This is a genomic window from Arthrobacter sp. N1, assembly GCF_048288285.1.
Taxonomy (GTDB): Bacteria; Actinomycetota; Actinomycetes; order Actinomycetales; family Micrococcaceae; genus Arthrobacter_D.
Window position 1 is genome coordinate 3,438,811 of sequence record NZ_CP102608.1, and the last position, 22,467, is coordinate 3,461,277.

Annotated in this window: 20 protein-coding genes; 10 read left to right on the forward strand and 10 right to left on the reverse strand. The window is 69.9% G+C overall.

The window, feature by feature from the left end; all coding sequences use genetic code 11:
• Positions 1-72: 72 nt before the first annotated feature.
• The 4 genes from NVV32_RS16025 to NVV32_RS16040 form a co-directional block, all read right to left on the reverse strand.
• Positions 73-987, reverse strand: a complete 915-nt coding sequence (locus NVV32_RS16025) for an FHA domain-containing protein (RefSeq protein ID WP_422390823.1) — start codon at positions 985-987, stop codon at positions 73-75.
• A 14-nt stretch (positions 988-1,001) separates the two neighbouring features.
• Positions 1,002-1,256 carry a hypothetical protein gene (locus NVV32_RS16030; RefSeq protein WP_422390824.1) on the reverse strand — a complete coding sequence of 85 codons (255 nt, stop codon included), beginning with the start codon at positions 1,254-1,256 and terminating at the stop codon, positions 1,002-1,004.
• A gap of 135 nt (positions 1,257-1,391) precedes the next feature.
• On the reverse strand, positions 1,392-2,375 hold the full coding sequence (locus NVV32_RS16035) for an aldo/keto reductase (RefSeq protein WP_422390825.1): 984 nt from the start codon (positions 2,373-2,375) through the stop codon (positions 1,392-1,394).
• Positions 2,376-2,384: 9 nt separating this feature from the next.
• Positions 2,385-4,067, reverse strand: a complete 1,683-nt coding sequence (locus NVV32_RS16040) for a cryptochrome/photolyase family protein (protein WP_422390826.1) — start codon at positions 4,065-4,067, stop codon at positions 2,385-2,387.
• 104 nt (positions 4,068-4,171) lie between these two features.
• On the opposite strand from NVV32_RS16040, the gene NVV32_RS16045 reads away from it, so the two are divergent.
• Positions 4,172-5,659 carry an FAD-dependent oxidoreductase gene (locus NVV32_RS16045; RefSeq protein WP_422390827.1) on the forward strand — a complete coding sequence of 496 codons (1,488 nt, stop codon included), beginning with the start codon at positions 4,172-4,174 and terminating at the stop codon, positions 5,657-5,659.
• Between the two features lie 16 nt (positions 5,660-5,675).
• Here NVV32_RS16045 and NVV32_RS16050 read toward each other — a convergent pair whose 3' ends face one another.
• From NVV32_RS16050 to NVV32_RS16060, 3 genes are all read right to left on the reverse strand, one after another.
• The gene (locus NVV32_RS16050) at positions 5,676-6,362 is read right to left on the reverse strand and encodes a Pr6Pr family membrane protein (RefSeq protein WP_422390828.1); all 687 of its coding nucleotides are present in this window, start codon (positions 6,360-6,362) and stop codon (positions 5,676-5,678) included.
• Positions 6,359-6,778: a large conductance mechanosensitive channel protein MscL gene (gene mscL, locus NVV32_RS16055; protein WP_055766590.1), complete on the reverse strand. Its 420-nt coding sequence runs from the start codon at positions 6,776-6,778 to the stop codon at positions 6,359-6,361. Before mscL ends, NVV32_RS16050 begins: the two co-directional genes overlap by 4 nt.
• 192 nt (positions 6,779-6,970) lie before the next feature.
• Complete coding sequence (locus NVV32_RS16060; RefSeq protein ID WP_422390829.1) at positions 6,971-7,528, reverse strand: TetR family transcriptional regulator; 558 nt, start codon at positions 7,526-7,528, stop codon at positions 6,971-6,973.
• A gap of 61 nt (positions 7,529-7,589) precedes the next feature.
• Here NVV32_RS16060 and NVV32_RS16065 point away from each other — a divergent pair, with 61 nt between their 5' ends.
• The 3 genes from NVV32_RS16065 (at position 7,590) to NVV32_RS16075 (ending at position 12,773) form a co-directional block, all read left to right on the forward strand.
• On the forward strand, positions 7,590-9,191 hold the full coding sequence (locus tag NVV32_RS16065) for an MFS transporter (protein WP_422390830.1): 1,602 nt from the start codon (positions 7,590-7,592) through the stop codon (positions 9,189-9,191).
• Positions 9,192-9,355: 164 nt separating this feature from the next.
• Positions 9,356-10,153, forward strand: a complete 798-nt coding sequence (locus tag NVV32_RS16070) for an ABC transporter ATP-binding protein (RefSeq protein WP_422390831.1) — start codon at positions 9,356-9,358, stop codon at positions 10,151-10,153.
• Between the two features lies 1 nt (position 10,154).
• A complete protein-coding gene (locus NVV32_RS16075; protein WP_422390832.1) occupies positions 10,155-12,773 on the forward strand; it encodes an ABC transporter permease in 2,619 nt (872 codons plus the stop codon).
• A 294-nt stretch (positions 12,774-13,067) separates the two neighbouring features.
• On the opposite strand, the gene NVV32_RS16080 is transcribed toward NVV32_RS16075, so the two are convergent.
• A complete protein-coding gene (locus tag NVV32_RS16080) occupies positions 13,068-14,303 on the reverse strand; it encodes an epoxide hydrolase family protein (RefSeq protein WP_422390833.1) in 1,236 nt (411 codons plus the stop codon).
• 105 nt (positions 14,304-14,408) lie between these two features.
• Here NVV32_RS16080 and NVV32_RS16085 point away from each other — a divergent pair, with 105 nt between their 5' ends.
• Complete coding sequence (locus NVV32_RS16085; RefSeq protein WP_422390834.1) at positions 14,409-15,032, forward strand: MarR family winged helix-turn-helix transcriptional regulator; 624 nt, start codon at positions 14,409-14,411, stop codon at positions 15,030-15,032.
• A complete protein-coding gene (locus tag NVV32_RS16090) occupies positions 15,029-15,943 on the forward strand; it encodes an NmrA family NAD(P)-binding protein (RefSeq protein ID WP_422390835.1) in 915 nt (304 codons plus the stop codon). The genes NVV32_RS16085 and NVV32_RS16090 overlap by 4 nt, the downstream gene beginning before the upstream one ends.
• A 9-nt stretch (positions 15,944-15,952) precedes the next feature.
• Here NVV32_RS16090 and NVV32_RS16095 read toward each other — a convergent pair whose 3' ends face one another.
• A complete protein-coding gene (locus NVV32_RS16095) occupies positions 15,953-17,209 on the reverse strand; it encodes a GAF domain-containing sensor histidine kinase (RefSeq protein WP_422390836.1) in 1,257 nt (418 codons plus the stop codon).
• A gap of 128 nt (positions 17,210-17,337) precedes the next feature.
• Between NVV32_RS16095 and NVV32_RS16100 the strand changes: the two genes are divergently transcribed.
• The 3 genes from NVV32_RS16100 (at position 17,338) to NVV32_RS16110 (ending at position 20,425) form a co-directional block, all read left to right on the forward strand.
• On the forward strand, positions 17,338-18,951 hold the full coding sequence (locus NVV32_RS16100; RefSeq protein ID WP_422390837.1) for a peptide chain release factor 3: 1,614 nt from the start codon (positions 17,338-17,340) through the stop codon (positions 18,949-18,951).
• A 342-nt stretch (positions 18,952-19,293) separates the two neighbouring features.
• A complete protein-coding gene (locus NVV32_RS16105) occupies positions 19,294-19,698 on the forward strand; it encodes a hypothetical protein (protein ID WP_422390838.1) in 405 nt (134 codons plus the stop codon).
• A 499-nt stretch (positions 19,699-20,197) separates the two neighbouring features.
• Entirely contained in the window at positions 20,198-20,425 is a 228-nt protein-coding gene (locus NVV32_RS16110) for a hypothetical protein (RefSeq protein ID WP_422390839.1), read from the forward strand.
• A gap of 266 nt (positions 20,426-20,691) precedes the next feature.
• Here the strand turns inward: NVV32_RS16110 and NVV32_RS16115 are convergent, their stop codons facing one another.
• Positions 20,692-21,480 (reverse strand): IclR family transcriptional regulator, encoded by a 789-nt coding sequence (locus NVV32_RS16115; protein WP_422390840.1) that lies wholly within the window; start codon positions 21,478-21,480, stop codon positions 20,692-20,694.
• Positions 21,481-21,648: 168 nt separating this feature from the next.
• Here NVV32_RS16115 and NVV32_RS16120 point away from each other — a divergent pair, with 168 nt between their 5' ends.
• Positions 21,649-22,467, forward strand: coding sequence for a maleate cis-trans isomerase family protein (locus NVV32_RS16120; protein WP_055766537.1), 819 nt, complete (start codon positions 21,649-21,651; stop codon positions 22,465-22,467).

Here is a 22,467-nt window from a genome sequence, read left to right on the forward strand (position 1 = left end):
CGGCCCCCCCTGCCCGACCTCATCGCCGAACTCCCCGACCCGACACGCGCCGGTGGTTCGGCGCACGCCGGGTCAGCGCGGCCGGCGGAAGTCGCCGACCCCGGCCGAGCCGTCCACCTCGGTGGCACCCGTGCGCGGGTTGCGCTGCGGACGCTGATACGAGAGCTCGCCACCGTTGCGTCCGCCGAAGGGCCTTCCGTGGTCGGCGTACTCCTCGCGGAAGAACGCGAGCGCCCACTCCCCGAGCTGGATGCGGGCACCCGTTCGGAGGATGGACTGCTCCTTGCCGTTGACGCTCCCCGTGATGACTCCGTGCGGCACCAGGACGTACTCGTCGTCCTCGGTGTGGATGACCTCCGCGTGCAGCTCGTCGAGGCCCGTGAGGCGGAGCGTCGCGTCCTCGCCGCTGCCGATCGTGGTGCGGTCACCGAGGAGTTCGACCTCCCGCGGCACCTGCCCGTCCCACGTCTCGGAGTTCTGCACGAAGATGAGCCGTGGACGCCCGCTCCCGTGCAGGTAGTGCGTCGTCGTGATGGTCCGCTTGATCCTCCGGTTCACGGTCGGCACGAGGGGGAACGGCGTGCCCGGAGGGAGGATCGACGGCGTGTCACCCTTCTCCAGGGCACGCCGGCCGATGCCGAGCAGCGGAGCGAGCGTACCGGGCGAACCGAGGCGGATGTGCGGCGAGCGCGTGATGAGGCGCTGCGCCATCGAGGACTGCACCGCGCCGAGACTCACCAGCAGGCCCTTGGGCCCGCTGACCGAGATGGCGAGGCCGCGATCCGCGAGTTCCTTCGCAATGGAACGCACCTGACCGAGCCCCGGCAGGTTGTTGCCGCGAAAGGAGGCCGGGTCGTCCACGAAGACGTCCACGGTGCTCCCGGCGGCCTTCACGGTGCCGGAGAGGCGCGCTTCCGGCTTGCCGTCGACCGCGGGCTCGCCCAGCGAGAAATCGATGTCAATGTCGAGCCTGAGTGTCGAGGCCATCGTGGTCCGGCGGATCAGCTCGCGTGGGGGTCGGAACCGCTGGCGGCGTTGTCACTCGTGGTGATCCGCAGGGTGCCGTTGAACTTCCAGGTCGCACGCGGGGCATCGGGGCCGATGTCCCGCGGGACCTCGATGGTCATGTCCTGGAGGGTGTAGTTGATGGCTGCGCCCCGTCCGGTCAGGTAGGACCACATCTCCTCCGCGAGATCCGTCCAGTCGCGGATGGTGTGGGACTCGCCGGTGCCAGCGCTTGAGGTGTTTTCAGTCATGTCGATTCCTTCGTCGGTGATCCAACAATGACAGACGTCCTCTAACTCCGTCTGACCTGGTGCTCCCCACCCTAGCGGAGGGTCAGGCCGACCGGAACCCGCCCGCGCAGGGGCCGGCGGATCCTGGTCCGGCGGCTACCACTTCGGGTGGACCGTGGCCCTGAAATGGCGGTCGTAGATGGCAGCGACGGCGTCGTCCATGCCGGCGGCGACACCGGCGGACCCGGCGGCCGCCGCGTTGGCGCGCGCCTGCTCCGGGGTGCGGGCGCCGGGGATGACCGTGCTGACGCCGTCCTGCGCGATGATCCACGCGAGCGCGGCCTGCGCCGTCGTGACGCCCTCCGGGACCAGCTCCGCGAACTCGCGGGCGGCCTGCAGGCCGGTCTCGTAGTCGACGCCCGAGAAGGTCTCCCCGACGTCGAAGGCGGCGCCGTTCCGGTTGTAGTTGCGGTGGTCGTTCTCGGCGAAGGCGGTGTCCTTCGTGTACTTCCCGGACAGCAGACCCGAGGCGAGCGGCACGCGGGCGATGATGCCGACCCCGGCCGCCTTCGCCGCGGGCAGCACCTCGTCGAGGGGCTTCAGCCGGAAGGCGTTGAGGATGATCTGCACGCTCGCGGTGTTCCCCCGGGCGATGGCGGCCAGGGCCTCGTCGGCCCGCTCGACGCTCACGCCGTAGTTCCTGATGACGCCGTCGGCCACGAGGGTGTCCAGCGCGTCGTAGACCTCGTCGGAACTGTAGACGGCGGTGGGCGGGCAGTGCAGTTGCACGAGATCGAGGGCATCGACGCCGAGGTTGGTCCTCGACCGGTCGATCCACTGGCGGAAGTTCGAGAGCGTGTAGTTCTCCGGCGTCTGGTCCACCCGGCGGCCCATCTTGGTGCCGACGAGGATGTCGAGGTCCGGGTTGTGCCTGAGGAAGCCGCCGATCGTCGACTCGCTCCTGCCGTCGCCGTAGACGTCCGCCGTGTCGAAGAAGGTCACGCCGGCCTCGACCGCGGCATCGAGCACCGCGACGGCGTCCTTGTCCTCCACCTCGCCCCAGTCCGCGCCGAGCTGCCAGGTGCCGAGGCCGATGACGGAGACGGGACGGCCGGTTCTTCCGAGAATTCTCTGTTCCATGCTCGAAGACTATAGGCCGGGCAGCGTGGCCTCCGTCATCGACGTCGCCTGCGCCATCCGACGCTCGACAGCGGACCGCTCCCCGGACGACGGTTCCTCCTCGAGGGGTGCGCGCGCCTTCGTGGGGGTCCGGGCCGGCTGCGTCCCGGCGTCGTTCCCCGCCCCGCCGACGCCGTCCTCCGCGGTCGGTCCCGATCCTCTGCCGGGGATCCAGCGGGCGGCCTCGCCGCGCAGGGACACGCGCCGTTCGGTGTCCATCTTGTCCAGCAGGTTCACGCTCATCCGCGAGCGCGGGTTGCGGGCGAAGAGCTCCCGATGGTCGGCCACGAACTCCCAGTACAGGGCATCCCAGCTGAACCGCCAGGGGCCCTCGCCGAAGTCGCTCATCTTCCGGATGTAGTTGCTGCCGCTGACGTAGGGCTTCGTGGTGATCATGGTGCCGGCCGCGTACTGGCTCATGGCGTAGACGTTGGGCACCATCACCCAGTCGTACGCATCGATGAACATCTCCATGAACCACTCGTAGACGGCGTCGGGCTTGGCGCGCATCAGCAGCGCCGCGTTGCCGAGGATCATGAGGCGCTCGATGTGGTGCGCGTAGGCCGTGTCGAGGATGCGCGTGATGACGGAGTCGACCGGTTCGAGCCCGGTGTCACCGGTCCACCAGCGCTCGTCCAGATCCGCGGTGAACCCGAGGGTGTTCCCGGTGCGCATCTCCCTGCCCCGCAGCACGTAGGAGGCCCGGATGTACTCCCGCCAGCCGATGACCTGCCGGACGAAACCCTCCACGCTCGCGATGGGCGTGCCGTGGCGCCCGGCGAAATCGAGCGCGAGGTCCACGACCTCCACGGGGTTGAGGAGTCCGGTGTTCATGCTGGAACTCAGGGCGGAGTGGAACAGGTAGGTCTGCCCGACGGCGATCGAGTCCTCGTACGGACCGAACAGCTCGAACCGCTCCGCGAGGAAGGACTCGAGGGCGTCGAAGGCCTGCCGATGGGTCACGGGCCAGTTGAAGGACTCCGCGTTCCCGGGATTGTCGGGGAACTCTGCGGCGACCCAGGTGATGGCGTCCCGGACCTCCGGCCGCCGGTCGAATTCCGGCAGGTCCGGCAGCTCGATCTTCTTCGGCAGCTTCTTGCGGTTCTCCGTGTCGTAACTCCACCGCCCGCCCTCCGGGGACCCGTCGGGGCCCACCATGATGCCGAGCCGCTTGCGCTGCCACTCGTAGAACGTCTGCATCCGCCAGGTGTGCGAGGAGAAGTAGGTGCCGAGGACCTCGCGGTCGGTGATGAACTGCGGCGTCTCGAGCACGTGGACCTCGACGCCGGCGTCGGCGAGCGTCTGCGTCAGCCGCCGGTCGAGCCAGTCGTCGACGACGTCGTAGTAGGTCACGACGGTCGCTCCGCACCCGGCCAGGGCGGCGGCGAGACGCTCCTGGCTCGGGGTGTCCGCCGAGGTGTCCACATAGTGCACCTCGTACCCGGCGGCTTCCGCGCGCCGCGCGAAGATGGTCATCCCCGCGCGGTGCAGGACGAGTTTCTGCTGGTGGAACCGGAGGCTGCGGAACAGGAGGTCATCCTCGAGGAACACGAAGAGCGTGCCCTCGGGTGCATCGAGGTGTTCCTCGAAGAGCTGGTGGGGGAGGACGAGACGGACGTGCACAGGGCCTGCCTTCCTGGTGCGGGCGGTCATGGGACGCCATGCTAGTGCCCTCCTCCGACAGGCTTTCCGATGCTTGACTGTAAGCATGCTGAGTGGTTCGGTGGAGGCACCGGCCGACTCCCGAAGGGAAGCCCATGAGATCGCTCTGGCTCGACACCGCGCCGCCCATCCCGTCGGATGCGCTGCAGGAGGGAAGCGCGTTCGATGCGGTGGTGGTGGGCGCGGGCCTCACCGGCCTCACGACGGCGCTGCTGCTGGCCCGCGCAGGGCATCGCGTCGCCGTCCTCGAGGCACGGACCACCGGGGCAGTCACCACGGGCAACACCACGGCCAAGCTCTCGCTGCTGCAGGGCACCAGCATGTCGACCATCCTGGAGCACCACGACGCCGAGCTGGCGCGCGCCTACGTCACCGGTAACCGCGAGGGCCAGAGCTGGCTCCTGCGGTTCTGCGACGAGCACGGCATCGCCTACGAGACCCGCGACGCCGTCGACTACGCCACCACGGACACCGGAGCACGGAGACTCGTCGCCGAACACGAGGCGTGCACGACCGCCGGCCTCGTGACCGAGCTCGGCAATTCCGCCACCCTCCCCTTCCCCGTGCGGAAGACCCTCCGGCTCAAGGACCAGGCGCAGTTCCACCCCCTGGAGGTCCTCGCCGGCCTGGCCGCCGAGTTCAGGCGGCACGGCGGCGTACTGGTGGAGGGCGTCCGGGTCCGGGGGGTCGTGAAGAGCGACTCGCCGGACGTGGAACTGGCTACGAGCGCGGGCCCGGTCACGGCGTCGAACGTGGTGCTGGCCACCGGGATCCCCGTCCTGGACCGCGGCGGGTACTTCGCCGTCCTGCAGCCCATGCGTTCCTACTGTGTTGCGCTGACGGTCGAGGACGACGTCCCCGAGGACATGTACCTGAGCGCCGACTCCCCGACCCGGTCGCTGCGGACCGCCCTGGTGGACGGGACGAAATATCTGATCGTCGGCGGGAACGGCCACAAGGTGGGCCACAGTTCGAACACCCAAGCCAAGGTGGACGGTCTCACGCGCTGGGCCAAGGAGTACTTCCCCACGGCCAGGCGCGCCTACGCCTGGTCGGCGCAGGACTACACGCCCGCGGCGTCCGTCCCGTATGTCGGGAAGGTCCCGGCGGGCGGCGGACACATCTATGCCGCGACGGGCTACAACAAGTGGGGCATGACCAACGCGGTCGCCGCCTCCCTCGCCCTCGCCGGGGAGATCCTGGGCGGCAACATGCCCTGGGCGGCGACGCTCTACCGGACGAAGGTCAGCCCGGCGGATGCCCTCCAGACCGCGCAGGCGAACGCCGTGGTCGGTCTGGAACTGGTCACCGGATGGCTGTCCGGCCTCGCGAAGAGCGGCACCTCCACCCCGGGCGAGGGAGAGGGAAGGGTGATCCGCGAGGGCGCGCGACCGATCGGCATCTGCACCGTCGACGGCGTGCAGCACCGCGTCTCGGCCGTCTGCCCGCACCTGAAAGGGATCCTGTCCTGGAACGACGCCGAACGATCCTGGGACTGCCCGCTGCACGGCTCGCGCTTCACCGCGGACGGCACACTGCTCGAGGGACCGTCCACCTCGGACCTGGCGACCACCCGGCGCTGAGCCGGGGATACGACACTCAGGGCTTGCCGGCCGCCCTTCCGGCCCGACCGTCGAGCAGCGAGCCGAGGGGTGGAAGGCTCCGGCTGACGAGGATGACGAGGGCGCCGAACGCCGCGAACGTCAGGGCGATCGCCACGACATACAGCAGCACGGAGGCGTACCCCGTGGCCGGATCGAGGAACGGGTAGGGCACCCATCCGTCCGTGGCCCCACGGATCAGCACCACGACGGCCCAGACGAGCGGATACACGAGGATCAGCCGGATGACCCGATAGGAGAGCGGCCGGCGATCGGTGGTGCACAACCAGTCGAGTACCGCGTAGATCGGGAACGTCACGTGCAGCACCCAGTTGGCCCAGGCGAGTTCCACGCCGCCGGCCAGGCCCGCGAGCAACAGGTTGTACACCACACCCACGACGAACATGTACGTGGTGATGGCCGCCCGGACGGGGACGAGCCACTCCGGACCCGGAGTCATCCGCAGCTGCAGGACTGCGGCCAGCAGGAGGATCACCGCCGCCATGATGTTGCTCTGCATCGTGAAGAAGCCGAAGAAGTTGAACGGGTTGATCGTCGTCCTGGACGCCGTGTCGAGGAAGGTCGAGACGACGGCCAGCACGACCACCGCGACGACGCCGATCCGGACGGTTGCCCGCAGCGGCACGCTTCCGCGGGCGGCACCCCCCTCCGTGTCGCCACTCATGGCCGCGCGTCCCTCGCCGACATCTCCTTGAGGAGGTCCCGCATCTCGGTCAGGAGAGCGATGTCCACGGGAGTGGGCTCCTCCTCCGGTTCCTGCGGGGCCGAGAGGGAGCGCAACCGGGCGTTCGCACGGTTCATCGGCACCACGAAGAGGAAGTAGACGACGGCCGCGGTGATCAGGAACGTGATGATCGCGGTGACGACGGCGCCGACGTCCACGAAGGTGGCGTCGTTGCCCGGTCGGATCGGGAAGCCCCAGCCGGCGGCGTCGACCCCGCCCGCCGAGGCGATGACCGGGTTGATGATGTTCGCCGTGAACGCCCCGACCAGGGCGGTGAAGGCGCTCCCGATCACCACGGCGATCGCCAGCTCGATGACGTTGCCCCGCAGGATGAAATCCCGGAATCCCTTGATCATGTGATGCGTCCCCTTGTGCTCGGTGTGCGTGCGTGATGTGCCTGCTGGACGTGCCGGTGGAGGGCGTCCGCCGGACCTGCCGGCGGATCATGTGCGGGCGCGGCCTGCGGGACCTGCCCGGGACGTGCATGCAGGGCCAACTGTAGTGAGGCACCGCGGCTGCGGACAGTAGCCGGAGTCACGGGCGAGGCGTCAGCCCGTGGCTGCGCCCGCGCTGCGCCTCGACACGATGAGGTCGACGACGTCGAGGAGATCCCGGATCTCCCGCTCGCTCGTGCGACCTGATCCCGCCGACGCGAAGAACGCCGCGTCGTAGTAGAGGCCGTCGCCGAGCAGTTTGACCGCCCGGGCCGTGGTGCGGTCGCCGAGCTGGGCCTCGAGGGCGTCGAGCCACCGCTCCTGGATGTCGGCGAGGGACACCTTGGCCGTCGGGTGGCCCTGCTGGGCCAGTCGGGCCATGGAGACGAGGGCACGATCCAAGGCGCTGTCCTCGAACACGGAGGTTCGCACGTAGTATCGCGCGGCGCCGTCCGGGGCTGCGGTCATCGCATCGCGGTCACGATCGGCGAGAGCCCGGAGTCGGTGCGCGAGGCCCTCGACGAGCGCTTCCTTCGACGGGAAGTGATAGAGGAGTCCACCCTTCGACACCTCCGCAGCGGCGGCGACGGCCTCCATGGTGGCAGCCCTCTCACCGTCGCGGATCAGCGCGTCCTCGAAGCTGTCGAGGATGCGCTCGCGGGAACTGGACACTCCCTCATGATACCCGTCACGTTTGTTGTACTGTACCGGCTGGACGGTATAGCTTGGACCGATGACCACCACTCCGTCCTCCTCCGCACGTCCGACCGGGGTGAATCCGCGTGCCGTTCACACCCCTTCCCCTTCCCTGGCCCCCACCGCCGACCGTCGCGCCTGGTTCGCCCTGGCCGTGCTGATGCTGCCGGTGCTGCTGGTCTCCGTCGACAACACCGTCCTGAGCTTCGCCCTGCCCGAGATCTCGCGTCACTTCGCGACCAGCGGGACGATGCTGCTGTGGATCGTCGACAGCTATCCGCTGGTCCTGGCGGGACTCCTCGTGGCGATGGGCAGTTTCGGCGACCGCTTCGGCCGTCGCCGGCTCCTGATGATCGGAGCCGCGGGCTTCGCCCTGTTCTCGGTGGCAGCAGCCTTCGCACCCACGGCGGAGTTCCTGCTGGCCTCCCGTGTGGGGCTCGGCGTCTTCGGCGCGATGCTCATGCCCTCCACGCTGTCGCTGATCCGCAACATCTTCACCGACCGCAACCAGCGGCGCATCGCCATTGCGGTGTGGGCTGCGGGCTTCTCCGCCGGGGCGGCTCTCGGGCCGCTGCTGGGCGGACTGCTCCTCGAGCATTTCTGGTGGGGCTCCGTCTTCCTGCTCGCCGTGCCCGTCCTGCTGCTGATGCTCGCCCTGACGCCCGCCGTCGTGCCTGAATCGAGGGATGCGAACCCGGGACGCGTGGACTACGCCGGGATCGTGCTCTCGATCGCCACCATGCTCCCCGTGGTCTACGCCATCAAGAACCTCGCCAAGGGCGGTCCGTTGCTGGTATCCGTCACGGCGGCGTTCATCGGGATCGCAGCCGGCACCGCGTTCGTGGTGCGCCAGCTCCAGCGACGGGATCCGATGCTGGACGTGAGGCTGTTCACCATCCGTGCGTTCTCCGGCGCGGTGCTGGTCAACCTCCTGGCGATCTTCTCGCTCGTCGGGTTCCTGTTCTTCGTCTCGCAGCACCTGCAGCTCGTGCTCGGGTACACCCCGCTCGACGCCGGCCTCGTCCTGCTGCCGGGGCTCCTCGTGACCATCGTCGCGGGCCTCGCCGTCGTACCCGTGGCCCGGCGCCTGCCGCCGCACGTCGTCGTCTCGGTCTCCCTCCTGTTCTCCGCGCTCGCCTACGCCATGCTGGCCCTGCTCGGCGAAGGCGGTTCTGCCGGCTTCCTCATGATCGCCTTCGTGGTCCTCGGCATCGGCGTGGGCGCCTCCGAGACCGTCTCGAATGACCTCATTCTCTCGACCGTCCCTGCGGCGAAGGCGGGGGCGGCGTCGGCCGTGTCGGAGACCGCGTACGAGGTCGGCTCGGTGCTCGGGACGGCCGTGCTCGGCAGCATCCTGCTCGCTTCCTACCAACGGAACCTGCTGCTGCCCGCGGGCCTCACCTCGGCCCAGGCGGACTCGGCGACCGAGACGCTCGGTGGCGCCGTCGAGGTCGCGTCGCAGCTCGGCACGGGCAACGCGTCGCTGCTGCGTGACTCGGCGTTCCACGCCTTCGACAGCGGGGTGACGGTCACCTCGGGGATCGCAGCCCTGCTGATGATCGGCGCATCGGTCCTCGCGGCCTGGAGCCTGCGTGGCGGCGCACCGGTAGCGACAGGGCGGACGACGACGGAGCACTGAGCGGGGCACTCGGCTCGGCGGCGCCACCGTAGCAGGGGGACCGCGCACTGCCGAGCCGGGCAGTCGTGGGGCGGCCGTGCCTCATCCCGCAGTATGAGCCGCGGCCGGCGAACCCCGGCCCCTGTGCTGATTCGCGCGGCCCGGAAGCTCCCTAGCGTAGGAGGATGACCACGTCCACGAATACTCCTGTGAATCCGCCCGGCGCCGTCGGCGCCCCCGACACCGTCGACGTCCCGAGCGGCAGCGCCGTCGCCGCACGCGGCGTGTCCAAGAGCTACGGCCGCGGCGAGACGGCGGTGCACGCGCTCCGCGATGTCTCCCTCGACTTCGAGCGGGGGCGCTTCACCGCGATCATGGGCCCGTCCGGCTCGGGGAAGTCGACGCTCATGCACTGCCTCGCCGGCCTGGACTCGGTGGACGCCGGGCGGCTGTGGATCGGCGGGACGGACATCACGGACCTTCCCGACGCCGATCTCACGCGCCTGCGCCGGGACCACGTCGGGTTCGTCTTCCAGGCCTTCAACCTCGTCCCCACGCTCACCGCGAAACAGAACATCACCCTACCGGTGGCCCTCGCCGGCGGTCACGTCGACTCCACCTGGCTGCAGCAGATCGCCTCGACGCTCGGCCTCACCGACCGCCTGTCCCACCGCCCCCACGAACTGTCCGGCGGCCAGCAGCAGCGCGTCGCCGTCGCCCGCGCGCTGCTCACGCGGCCCGACGTGATCTTCGGCGACGAACCGACCGGGAACCTCGATTCCGCGACCGGCGCCGAGGTCCTGTCCCTGCTCCGGCGCAGCTGCCGCGAGATGGGACAGAGCATCATCATGGTCACGCACGACCCCATGGCGGCGTCCTACGCCGATCGCGTGGTCCTCATGAAGGACGGCACGCTCGTGGGCGAACTGCAGCAGTCGACCCCGGACGCCATTCTCGGCGCACTCGCGAAGCTGGGTGCCTGACGTGCTGCAGGTAGCCCTCGCGCAGATCCGCATGCACGCGCGCCGCTTCGTGGCCGTCGGCCTCGCCGTGGTGCTCGGCGTCGCCTTCCTCTCCGCGACCCTCATGGTGAACGCGACTACCAACGCCAGCCTCCGGGAGAGCATCGGCGCCTCCTACGCCAGGGCGGACCTCGTGGTCACGGGGCTGGACGGCACCCCCGTCCCCGCCGATGCCGTGGCGCCCCTCGCCGGGCTTGACGGCGTCGAGGCGGCGTACGGCCAGGAACGCACCTACGCCCAGCTGGCCACGGGCGCCCAGACGTCGCTGGCCGCGCTCACCACGACCGCTCCGGCGGCACTCGAGAACTCGACGGTCTCCAGCGGATCCTCTCCTCAGGCTCCGGAGGAGGTCCTGGTCGACGAGGTCTCCGCCGAGCGGCTCGGCATCACCCCGGGGGACACCGTGGCGCTCGACGGTGTCCCCGACGCGCAGGGGTCGCCGGCGGCCGGGCCGCTCAGGGTCACGGGCCTCCACGCCCCGAGCCCCGATCCCAGCCTGTCCGGCGTCGTCCAGGTCCTCGCCTCACCGGAGGTGGTGCGCGGGAGCAACGGCGGAACCGCGTCCGTCCGCAACGTGCAGCTCGCCCTCCTGCCCGGCGCGGACGAGCAGGCGGTGACGGCTGCGGCCCTGTCCGTGCTGGACGAGGCCGCGGCCGCCGCGACCGCGGACGAGGGTCCCGCGGGATCGGACCCGGGGACGTTCACGGTCCGCACGGCCCTCGAGCAGACGACGGCGGACGTCGCCCAGCTCTCGAGCGGAGGCGACATCCTCACCGGCATCCTCCTCGCCTTCGCTGCGGTGGCCGTGATCGTCGCGGCCCTCGTCATCTCGAACACCTTCTCCGTCCTCGTCGCCCAGCGCACACGGGAGCTGGCCCTCCTGCGCTGCATCGGGGCCGAACGGCGGCAGGTACGCACCTCGGTGCTGGTCGAGGCAGCCGTCGTGGGCCTGGTGGCGTCCGTACTCGGCGTGCTGCTGGCCGTCGGGGTCATGGCCGCCCTCGTCGGCCTCGCGGGGCGGACCTCCTTCGGATCCTTCGCGGTGCTGGCGGTACCGCCCTCCGCCGTCGTCATCGGTATCGGCGTCGGAGTCCTGATGACGGTCCTCGCCGCGCTCGTCCCCGCGCGGGCCGCGACGAGGGTGGCACCCCTCGCCGCACTGCGTCCCGCCGAACCGCCGGCGGCCGGCAGCAGGAGCGGCCGGACCAGGCTCGCCCTCGGTCTCGTGGCACTGCTCCTCGGCGGCGCGCTCCTCGCCTTCGGCGCAGTGACAGTGGCCCTCGTGCCGGCACTCGTCGGTGGCGCCCTCTCCTTCCTCGGCGTCATCCTCCTCGCGCCGTTCTTCGTCCCGGCGAGCGTCGCGGCGATCGGCCGCCTCGCCCGCCCACTCGGGGTCCCGGGGTCTCTCGCCTCGGTCAACGCCGTGCGCAACCCCGCGCGGACCACGGCGTCCTCCGCGGCACTGATGGTCGGCGTCACCCTCGTGACGATGATGATGGTCGGCGCCCAGACGGCACGCACGTCCTTCGACCGCGAACTCGAAGCGAACTATGCCGTGGACCTCCAGGTCACCGGGCCGGGAAGCGCGACGGCGACCCCTGCGGAAGCCGGGCGGATCACCGTCGACGCACGGACCCTTCTCGCGGTCGACGGCGTGCTCGATGCCGTCGAGGTCACTCCCGTCATGCTCACCAGCGCCGAGGACGGCGAACTGCTCGTCTACTCCGCCGATCCGGCCGACGTGGCGGGCGTGCTGCGCGCCGAGGGCCTGGAGCTGATGGACGGCGAGGTGCTCGCTCCGCAGTCCTGGGAGCAGGACGAGGTCACGCTCGACGGCGGGAACGGCCCCGCGACGCTGCCGGTCACGTCGACGGACGCCGCGTTCTTCCTCCCGCTCATCACGACGGCGACGGCCGAGCAGCTCGGAGGGACCCCACCGGACGCCCTCGCCACGCTCCTCGGGCCGAGCCTCGACCCGGCGTCCGCGCCACCGGAGGCCCTGCGGGACGGGACTCTCGCCGAGTACATCGGCGCCACGTTCTGGCTCAGGCTCGTCGACGGGCTCGACGGTACGGCCGCGGCCGACCTGCAGGCGGAGATCGTGACCGCGACGGGGGTCTCGGAGTACAACGTGTCCGGGGCGGTGATCGAGCGCCTGGCATACAACCAGATCATCGACGTCATGCTGCTGATCGTGACGGCCCTGCTGGCCGTCGCCGTGCTGATCGCGCTCATCGGCGTCGCCAACACGCTGTCCCTGTCCGTCCTGGAGCGGCGCCGCGAGAACTCGCTGCTGCGCGCACTCGGGCTGACGCGCGGGCAGCTGCGCGGCATGCTCGCGGTCGAGGCCGTCCTCATCGCGGGCGTCGCCGCGCTGCTGGGATCCGGCCTCGGCATCCTGTACGGGTGGTTGGGCACGCAGTCGGCCCTCGGCGGCATCACGGCGGTCGCTCCCGCGGTGCCGATCGGACAGATCGGCGCGGTCCTGGCCGTCGCCGTCGCGGCCGGGCTCCTGGCCTCGGTGCTGCCGGCCCGCCGCGCTGCGCGGCTGTCACCCGTCGCGGGGCTCGCGGCCGACTGAGCGGACCACCGCTCTGCGCGGCCGGCACCCGTCGCGGGGCTCGCGGCCGACTGAGCGGACCACCGCTCTGCGCGGCCGGCACCCGTCGAGGGGCTCGCGGCCAGACCACCGGACGCCCGACCCGGCGGCACCCTCCGGTCGCGGGGCGGAGCGCCGATCAGGCCTTCCGCGCCGTGACCGGTGGGAGATCCCGCCACGGCCGCGCCACAGCCCGCGCGCCGCGCGTCACCGGGTCCGGCACTTCCTCCCGGGGCGCCCGGCGCCGCAGCATCGCAGCCCGGCGGCACCGGTCGATCAGCGCAGCGAACGGAACGTCGCGCGGATGTCGTCGACGAGCAGCTCCGGCTGCTCGAGCACGGCGAAGTGGCCGCCGTCCGCCACCTCGGAGAAGTGCACGAGGTTCGTGTACCGCCGCTCGGCCCAGCGCCGGGACCGGCGGACGTACTCGCCCGGCATGATGCTGAGTCCCACGGGCAGGGTCAGCGGGTCCTCGAGCGTCCCAGGAGTCGCCCAGCCGTTCCTGCCGGACTCCCAGTAGAAGCGCGCTGCCGACGCCGCGGTGTTCGGGAGCCAGTAGAGCATGATGTCGTCGAGCATCTCGTCGAGGGTGAAGATCGCCTCCGCATCCCCGTGCCGTCCGTGCGCACCGCCCACGTCCTGGAACATCGCATAGATCCAGGCCGCCAGGCCGACGGGCGAGTCGGCGAGCGGATAGCCGATCGTCTGGGGCCGTGTAGCCATCTGCTGCGAGTAGGCGGAGAGGGTCTGCCAGTAGTACCCGCCCTCCTGCAGCATCGCCTGTTCCTCTTCCGACGCCGCCCGCATCTCCTCCTCGGACGGCATGAAGAGCGCCATGTTCAGGTGGATGCCGGCCAGGCCGATGCCCTCGGACTGCTCCAGAGAGGCGAGTTCGGTCGTGACGGACGCCCCGAGGTCACCGCCCTGCGCGAACCAGCGGGCGTAGCCGAGCCGCTCCATCAGCACGGCCCAGGCCCTGGCCGTTCGCTGTGCGTCCCAGCCGGCTCCGGTGGGCCGGCCCGAGAAGCCGAAGCCGGGCAGGCTCGGGATGATGACGTCGAAGGCGTCCGCTGCGTCGCCGCCATGGGCTTCGGGATCCGTCAGGGGCCCGACGGCGTGCCGGAACTCCAGGACGGACCCGGGCCAGCCGTGGGTCAGCAGAAGGGCGCGGGCGCCGGGGATGCCGGAGCGGACGTGCACGAAGTGGATGTCGAGGCCGTCGATGCTGGTGGTGAACTGGCCCCAGGCATTGAGCACCCCCTCGGTCCGGCGCCAGTCGTAGGCGGATGCCCAGTGGTCCGCCAGGGCCTGGAGCTTCTCCAGCCGTGGCCCCTGCGTCGTGTCCGGCACCGTCTCGCGGTCCGGCCAGCGCGTGGCCAGGATGCGCCGCCGGAGATCGTCGAGGTCCGCCTCCGGGATGTCGAGGATGAACGGCGTGACGGCGGGATGGTCATCGCGCCTGAGAGCTGCGGTCGGGTGTTCCGTCGTCGAGGAGGGCTGTGCGTCGGGCATGGGATCCTTCTGATGGTGGTCGGGTCTCCGACCGGCGGGTGTCAGATCATCCTAGCCAAAGATCGTCTCACGTGAAGATCATCTTTCATTGCTACGATTGACGGTATGACCGCTTCACCCTTCTCTGATTCGCCTCCCGAGCCCTCCGCCCCGCCGCGCGGCGGCGACATCGACTGGGATGCGGGGGGCATCGAGACCGAGCTGGGCTGGTCGGTGCAGGCGATGTCGCAGGGCTTCTCGCGCATCGCCACGGGTGCGGTCGCCGACGTGCCCGGCGGGCCGCGCGGGTACCAGGTCCTCGTGGCCATCACCACCGAGGACCCGGCCTCGCAGCTCGTCCTCGCGCAGCGCCTCGGCATCGACAAGACCGCGATGACCTATGTCATCGACGCGCTGGAGGAGGCGTCGCTGGTCGAGCGCCGACCCGACCCGCGGGACCGCCGCATCCGCCGGGTCCTCCCCACGGATCAGGGCCGGGCGGTCCTCACCTCGGCCCGAGCTGCGCTCCGCGCCGTGGAGGGAACCCTCCTGCGAGCCCTCGGCAGCGAGGAACAGACGCAGCTGCGCCGCCTCCTGGCCCGCGTCGCCCTCGATGCCGGTGCCGTCGAGTCCTGCCTCGGGCCCGTCCCAGGCGCAGGCCAACCCGCCGCCACACCCCACCTCTCGGCCCGCGGGCGTCCCGCCGGTGCCCGAGCAACCGCCCCCACAGAGAAGAGCACCTCACCATGACCACCCTCCTCGTCGCCGGCGCCACCGGCGACCTCGGCCGCCGGATCGTCCGCGAACTGCTCACCGCCCGGCCCGACGCCGTCGTCCACGTGCTGACCCGCCCGGGCAGCGGCACCGCACAGTCCCTGTACGGCGAGCAGGACCGCGTCGAGATCAGGGTGGCCGCCTACGCGGACCACGCGGCCCTGGTCGCCGCGCTCTCGGGTGCCGATGTCGTCATCTCCGCGGTGAGCGGCGCACGGGCCGTGATCCTCGATGCCCAGCGGGCGCTGCTCGCCGCGGCCGTCGAGGCCGGAGTCCCACGCTTCATCCCGTCCGACTACTCGGCCGACTACCGTCGCGTCAGCCCGGGCACCAACCGGAACTTCGAACTGCGCCGCGAGTTCGCCGCCGACCTGGACGCCGCACCGGTGCGCGCCACCGCTGTGCTGAACGGCGCCTTCGCGGACATGCTCGCCGGCCAGGCGCCGATGATCCTCTTCGCGCGGAAGAAGGTGCTCTACTGGTCCTCGCCGGACCAGGTGCTCGATTTCACGACCAAGGACGACGTCGCCCGCACCGTTGCGCACGTGGCGCTCGACGACGCCGCACCCCGCGTCGTCGAGGTCGCGGGGGACCGTGTCACGGCGCGCAGCATCGCCCGGATGATGGGCGAGCTCACCGGCACGCCATTCGGCACGCAGTGGGCCGGCACCACGGCGATGCTCTCCGGTGCCGCACGGATCGGTCGCCGCCTGTCCAGGGACGAGGAGGCGACCTTCCCGGCGTGGCAGGGCATGCAGTACTTCGTCAGCATGTTCAGCGGCGAGGCGGAACTGCAGCATGTGGCGAACCACCGCTACGGGCAGCAGGACTGGACATCCGTGCGCGATGTCCTGGCGAAGCACCTGCAGGTCGACGCCGCAGGCTGACCCGGCTGCTCAGCCCGGCCCGGAGCCGAACCAGACCCGCACCGTGAGCCCGCCGCCGGGCGTCCGGTCGAACGCCAGGTGTCCGTCGTGGGCCTGCGCGATCCGCACGCAGGTCGCCAGGCCGATCCCCGTACCCGCCGGATCACCCTCGCGCTCCAGCCGGACGAGGGGCTCGAGCACGCGGTCGTAGTCCTCCTCAGGGATGCCCTTCCCGTTGTCGGCGACGTCGAGACGCCAGAACGCGGGGCTGCCGGAGCCGGTGATGTGCACGCTCGGCGGCAATCCGGGCCGCGCGTACGCGACGGCATTCGCCACCAGGTTCTGGATCAGCACCCGGAGCTGCTCGCGGTCCGCATGGCCGGTGAAGTCGTCCACGGTGACGCGCACGCCGTCGACATGGTGCCCGAGGTCGTCGACGGCCGCGGACACGACCTCGGCGAGGGACACGGGGTCCCTCCGCGTGGCGCCCCCCACCCGGGAGTAGCCGAGGAGGTTCTCCACCATCGCGGACATGCGGAGCGCACTCGCGCCGATGCGCTTGAAGTAGGTGCCGGCGGTCCCCTCCTGCAGTGCCGGCTCGTCCTCGGCGAGCTCGGCCAGCCCCACGACGTTGGTCAGCGGGCCGCGCAGGTCATGGCTGATGCGCCCGGCGAACTCGCCCAGCAGCTCGTTGCTGCGGCGGAGTTCCGAGACGGTGGCGTCGAGCTGGCGCGTCCGGAGCTGCAGGTCGAGGACGTCGACCACCTGGGCCGCGAGCGTCTCGAGTCCTGCGGCCTGCTGCTCCGTGAGTTCGCCCGGGTGTTCGTCGAAGATGCAGAGCGTTCCCAGCGGGACACCCTCCGTGGTGAGCAGCGGCGTCGTCGCATAGAAACGCACGGCCCCGAAGCGTCCGTCGACGAAGGGGTTGGCGCGGAAGCGGGCATCCTCGGTGCAGTCCGCCACGACCACGGTGTGCCCGTACCTGAACACCTGCCCGCACAGCGAGTCCTCCCGTGCGCACATGAGCGGCTCGAGGCCGAGGGCGGCGATCTGGTGGAACTCGTCCTCCGTGATGACATTGATCGCGCCGTACTGGGCATAGCAGAGCTGGACCGCGAGAGATACGAGGTTCTGGAGGGCGGCGGGTGCGCCCGAAGGTGCGGCGGGCTGGGGCATGGACCCGACCGGCAATACCTCGCCGAGGGCCACGCCGAGTCCGTACTGCGCGAGCAGATCGGCATGGACCGACCCCCTGGCTGGACGTCGTTCCGATACCTGATCGGTCATGCGATCACGTCCTCCCGGTAGCCGCACGCCATGATCTGCCTCCAAGGGTAGTCCCCGGTACCCACGCGCACAGCGAACACCGGCAGCACCCCGACGGGCCGCACCGCGCGATCGGGGACAATGGAAGCGTGGCCCTGCTTACCGAATCCCCCGTCCTCGACGCCGATGCCGTCCGCCGTGAAGCCGGACGCCGTCGTACCTTCGCCGTCATCTCGCACCCCGACGCCGGCAAGTCGACGCTGACCGAGGCCCTCGCCCTGCTGGCCCGCGCCATCCAGGACGCCGGCGTGACGCACGGGAAGTCCAGCCGCCATGCCACGGTGTCCGACTGGATGGGCATCGAACAGGAGCGCGGGATCTCCATCAGCTCCGCCGCCCTCCAGCTGACCTACCGCGACACCATCCTCAACGTGGTGGACACCCCTGGGCACGCGGACTTCTCGGAGGACACCTACCGGGTCCTCGCCGCCGTGGACTCCGCCGTCATGCTGATCGACGCCGCGAAGGGCTTCGAGCCGCAGACCGTGAAGCTGCTGGCTGTCTGCAAGGCACGGAACATCCCGATCATCACGGTCATCAACAAATGGGACCGGCCGGGCCTGGACGCCCTGGGCCTGATCGACGACGTCGGCGAGCGCACCGGGATGACACCCGTGCCGCTCACGTGGCCGGCCGGCATCGCGGGCCACTTCCAGGGACTGCTGGATCTCCGCGCCGAGCGGGCCATCGCCCTCGAGGCGGTCGAGGCCGGTGCGCAGGCGGCCGAAGAGACGGACATCGACATCGACGCCCTCGATCCGCGTGACGCCGGACCCTGGCTCGAAGCGCGGGAGGAATCCGGACTCGTCGAGTCCTCCAACGGCTCGTTCGACCGCGAGGAGTTCGAGGCGGCCCGCCAGACGCCTGTCCTCTTCGCCGCGGCGGCCAAGAACTTCGGGGTGTCGCAGCTGCTCGACATCCTCGTGGACGTCGCGCCCTCCCCGACGCCCCGCCCATCCCGCGACGACGAGCCGCGCCCCATCGACGCACCGATGTCCGGCTTCGTCTTCAAGGTGCAGGCCGGCCAGGACAGCGCCCACCGCGACCACATCGCCTACCTGCGCATCTGCTCGGGCACCTTCGAGCGCGGCATGGTCATCACCAATCAGCGCACCGGCAAGCCCTTCGCCACCAAGTACGCGCACCGCGTCCTCGGCCGCAGCCGCGAGGTCGTGGACACCGCCTGGCCCGGCGACGTCGTCGGGCTGGTGAATGCGACGAGCCTCCGCGTCGGTGACAGCCTCTTCGCGGAGGAGCCCGTGCAGTTCCCGGACATCCCCCGCTTCTCCCCCGAGCTGTTCGCCGTGGCGCGCGCCAAGGATCCGGGGCGGTACAAGCAGTTCCGCCGCGGGATCGAGCAGCTCGAGCACGAGGGCGTGGTCCAGGTGCTGCGCTCCGACCTCCGCGGTGACCAGGCGCCGGTGCTCGCCGCAGTCGGGGCGCTGCAGTTCGAGGTCGCCGCCCAGCGCCTCGGCACCGAGTTCAACGCCCCCACCTCGCTCGACAACCTCTCCTACACCCTCGCCATGCGCGTGGCCCCCGAGAGCCAGGGCGTCCCCGAGACCTTCCGCGGCGGCGAGATCCTGTCCCGGTCCGACGGCGAGAAGGTCGCCGTGTTCGGGGACAAGTGGAAGGTGGGCCACTTCACGAAGGACTACCCGGACGTCGTCCTCGAGCCGATCGGCGCGTCCGCCGACCTGTAGCGGTCCAGGGCGACGGTGGGTGCCTCCCCGGCTGCAGACCTCGTTCACCTCCCTCCGGCTGCTCCGGCAGTCGTCCTTCCTTCGAAGCTGGGCGCGTGCTCCCCGCCGACTGGGTGTCCGCCCGGAATCCGGTGAAGGGTTGGTTGCAGTGCTGTCCCCGCGGTGTCACCTCTCGACGATCCGACCTACGGTCGAAGAGACCGCCCGATCACCGACACCGCAGAGGACCGGACCATGCGACTCCCCCCACACCAGCGAAGGCAGCCAGAACGACAGCAACGAAGCGCCGGTATCCGCCGTCGTGTGCGGCTACCCCTGATCGGCGCTCAGGCAAGCGGGCTGGTGGCCCTTGTGATCGCCGTCTCGTCCTGTGCGACCGGGGGCGAGGACAACTGGAACTCCACCGCCGTCGGAGACGACAAGAGCATCGGAGCCCTCGACCTGCGCAGCGTCCTTCTCGTCACCGACGCCGAGGGCGCGCCTGCGAGGATCCTCGGAACATTCGAGAACACCACCAGCCAGCCGATCGAGTTGACGATCAGCGACGATGACGAGGAAATACGTCTCACCGTCGCCGAGCAGGGAAGTATTGCGCTCGACACGACGGAGACGCTGCTCCGGACCTCCGGTGATGCGCCAGGCGCCCGGACGACCCTGGTGGCGACCACAGCCGAAGGATCCGTGGACCTGCTTGTGCCCGTCGTCGACGGAACGCTGGACCCCTACCGGCCTTATCTTCCGGACTGAGCACCGACGGCAAGCCGGCTTCCGCCCTCAGCGTCCGCTGCGGCATGGCGGGTCGCCGGCGGCGAAGGCGGTCGACCCGCAGTGCCCCGGCCATCCCCCACCGGTTGACCTGACGGTCGACAGCGACCGCCAATCGACGTTCGAAGGAAACAGACCATGACTTCGCAGGCCGAACTCGAACTCGTCCGGGACACTCTCGTGGACAACCTCCTGACGATCTTAGGAGCGGCTGCACCTGTATCCCGACAGACATCTGTCCGTACTTCTCCCGGGACCCGCCAAGTCCTTCTGTGTGCAGCTGTCGCGGATCTCGAAGCGATCGACCACCACCTTCATTCGACCCGGAGTGATCTGCGAGGGAAATGCTAGTGCGGGCGGTTCTCGTCTCATTGAAGCTGGCAGTTGCCCTCGTCGTGCATCGCGCCAGGGTCATCCGCACAACTACTCCCGGCCCAAGCCGCCACATTGCTCCGTAGAACGCCTCGGAAAGGAAGGGCGCATGGACAACTATTGGACCATCCATGTCATCTCGACCATCGTCTGGGCCGTACTGAACGCCTACCTGGCCGGACGCAACAACCGCTCCCGCCCGGCCTGGTTCGTGATCTCCCTCCCCCTGGGCGTGATCGCGACCCTGCTCATCGTCATGCTGAGACCCCTGCCGGCAGGACGGTCCACCACGACAGCCGCTCGCCCGCGCTCGAGCCGTCCCAGCGACACCACATGATGCGGAGTTCGTGCTTCACGAAGGAGCCAGCAGCTTCCCGATGATGTCGGCGCCAGCGCGCGGCGATCTATCGGCCGATGACCCCTGCTGGATGGGCAGCTCCGAGAAGTGACCGTGATCGAGAGCCCTCCCGGGTCGCCTGGTCCACCCGGCCGGAAGCAGCAGCGGCGCCGTCGGCCCACGGTGTCGTAGGGTCCGGACCAGTGGCACCCAGCGCATTTCCGAGTGCGCTGTCACGGAGCACTGGCTCCCCTGACTGGTCGGTGTCAGGGCACAGGAGGGGAGTGTCCGAGTCGACTGCTCGCGCTCGCCGCAGCCTGAGCCACAACGGGTCCCAGGCGGGGGACATCCTCTTCGCCGATCCGTTGTGTCGGGAAACCGAGACCGAGCGCTGCTACCAAGCGTCCGGAGTGGTCGAACACGGGCGCGCTGATCGACCCGACGTCTTCGTGGCGTTCGCCGAAAGCAGCAAAATAGCCCTGAGCGCGGCCCTCGTCGGCCTGCGCCCTCAGCCGGTCGAGGCTTTCAGGAGTGGATGCAGTGAAGCGTTCCAGTTGATGGGCGCTCCCGTCACCCAGCTCTTCCCACGCTTCGTCATCGTAGGCAAGAAAGATCTTTCCCGGAGCTCCGGCGTGGAGGGGCATCACCATACCGACCATGAAGGGCCGCATCACGACGTGCCTCGTCTCGGCCACTGCAACGATCGTTCGGTACGCGCCGTCGCGGATGTACAGGGAAGCAGTTTCCCCGGTCTGATCACGGAGTTCCTGGAGAACCGGCTTGATCAAGCGCACGATGTCCAGGCCGACCGTACCCGGCGTCGCCCAGCGCACGAGGCCGATGCCGATGCGGTAGCGGTCTCCTTCACGGTCGAGGAAACCCTCATGCACCATGCTCTGCACCAGACGCTGGCACGTACTCGAGGGAAGTCTCGTCGCTCGAATGATCTCCTGGAGTGTCGGTTCGGGTCGCTCGATCGAGAAACAGTCAAGGATGGTCGTGACCTTGCCGAGGACGAGAAGCGGCGACGCTCCCTGCGGTTTCTGAATCACCACCACACTCCTTTGGATCTGCTGAATCGGCGCGCCTAACTGTACCTTCCGCCGGAGCGCGCCCTTCCGTCCGGCTGATGCGTGATGGTTGACACAGCATGTTTAGACCCACACTATGGGTTGTACGCCCACATCGTGGGTTGGACACATCACAACGAGGTGGAGCAGATCATGAGCATTTCGCACGTCACAGCGGAGACCGAAACCGAGCCGAAGCGTCCGGGGTCATCCCGCGTAGGCCTGATCGTGCCGAGTTCGAACACCACGATGGAGACGGAACTCCCAGAACTGTTCCGCCGTCAATCGGAGGCCACGGGCCACAGGTACACCTTCCATTCGGCTCGGGCCGGGATGAAGAACGTCAACCGCGAAGAACTGCTCGCCATGGTCGGTAAGGCTGCTGGGTGCGCCGAAGCGGTGTCGGACGCCGACGTCGACGTCATCGCCTACGCCTGTCTGGTAGCAGTCATGGCGCAGGGTCCCGAGGCGCACCTGGAATCCGAGCGGGTGATCGGCGACGCAGCGGCGGGAAACGGCCACCCGGCTCCGGTGACCAGCAGTGCCGGCGCCCTCGTTCGGACTCTGCAGGAGATCGGCGCCACGAAGGTTGCCATGATCACGCCCTACATGAAGCCCCTCACCGGGATGGTCGTCGACTACATCCAGGGCTCGGGGATCACCGTCCTCGACGCTACGAGCCTCGAGGTCGACGACAACCTCGCCGTAGGCGCTCTCGACCCCGAGAACCTGCCTGACATCGCGCGTCAGCTCAAGCGCGAGGGCGCCGACGCGATCGTCCTGTCCGCCTGTGTCCAGATGCCCTCCCTTCCCGCTGTCCAGGCCGTCGAGGACGAGCTCGGTTTGCCGGTGATCACCGCAGCGACGGCGACCACGTACGAGATCCTCAAGGCTCTGGGACATGAACCGGCCATCGCCGGCGCTGGCCGCCTGCTCGCGGGAAGCCTCATCATTGCCTCTTCGACGGTCTAG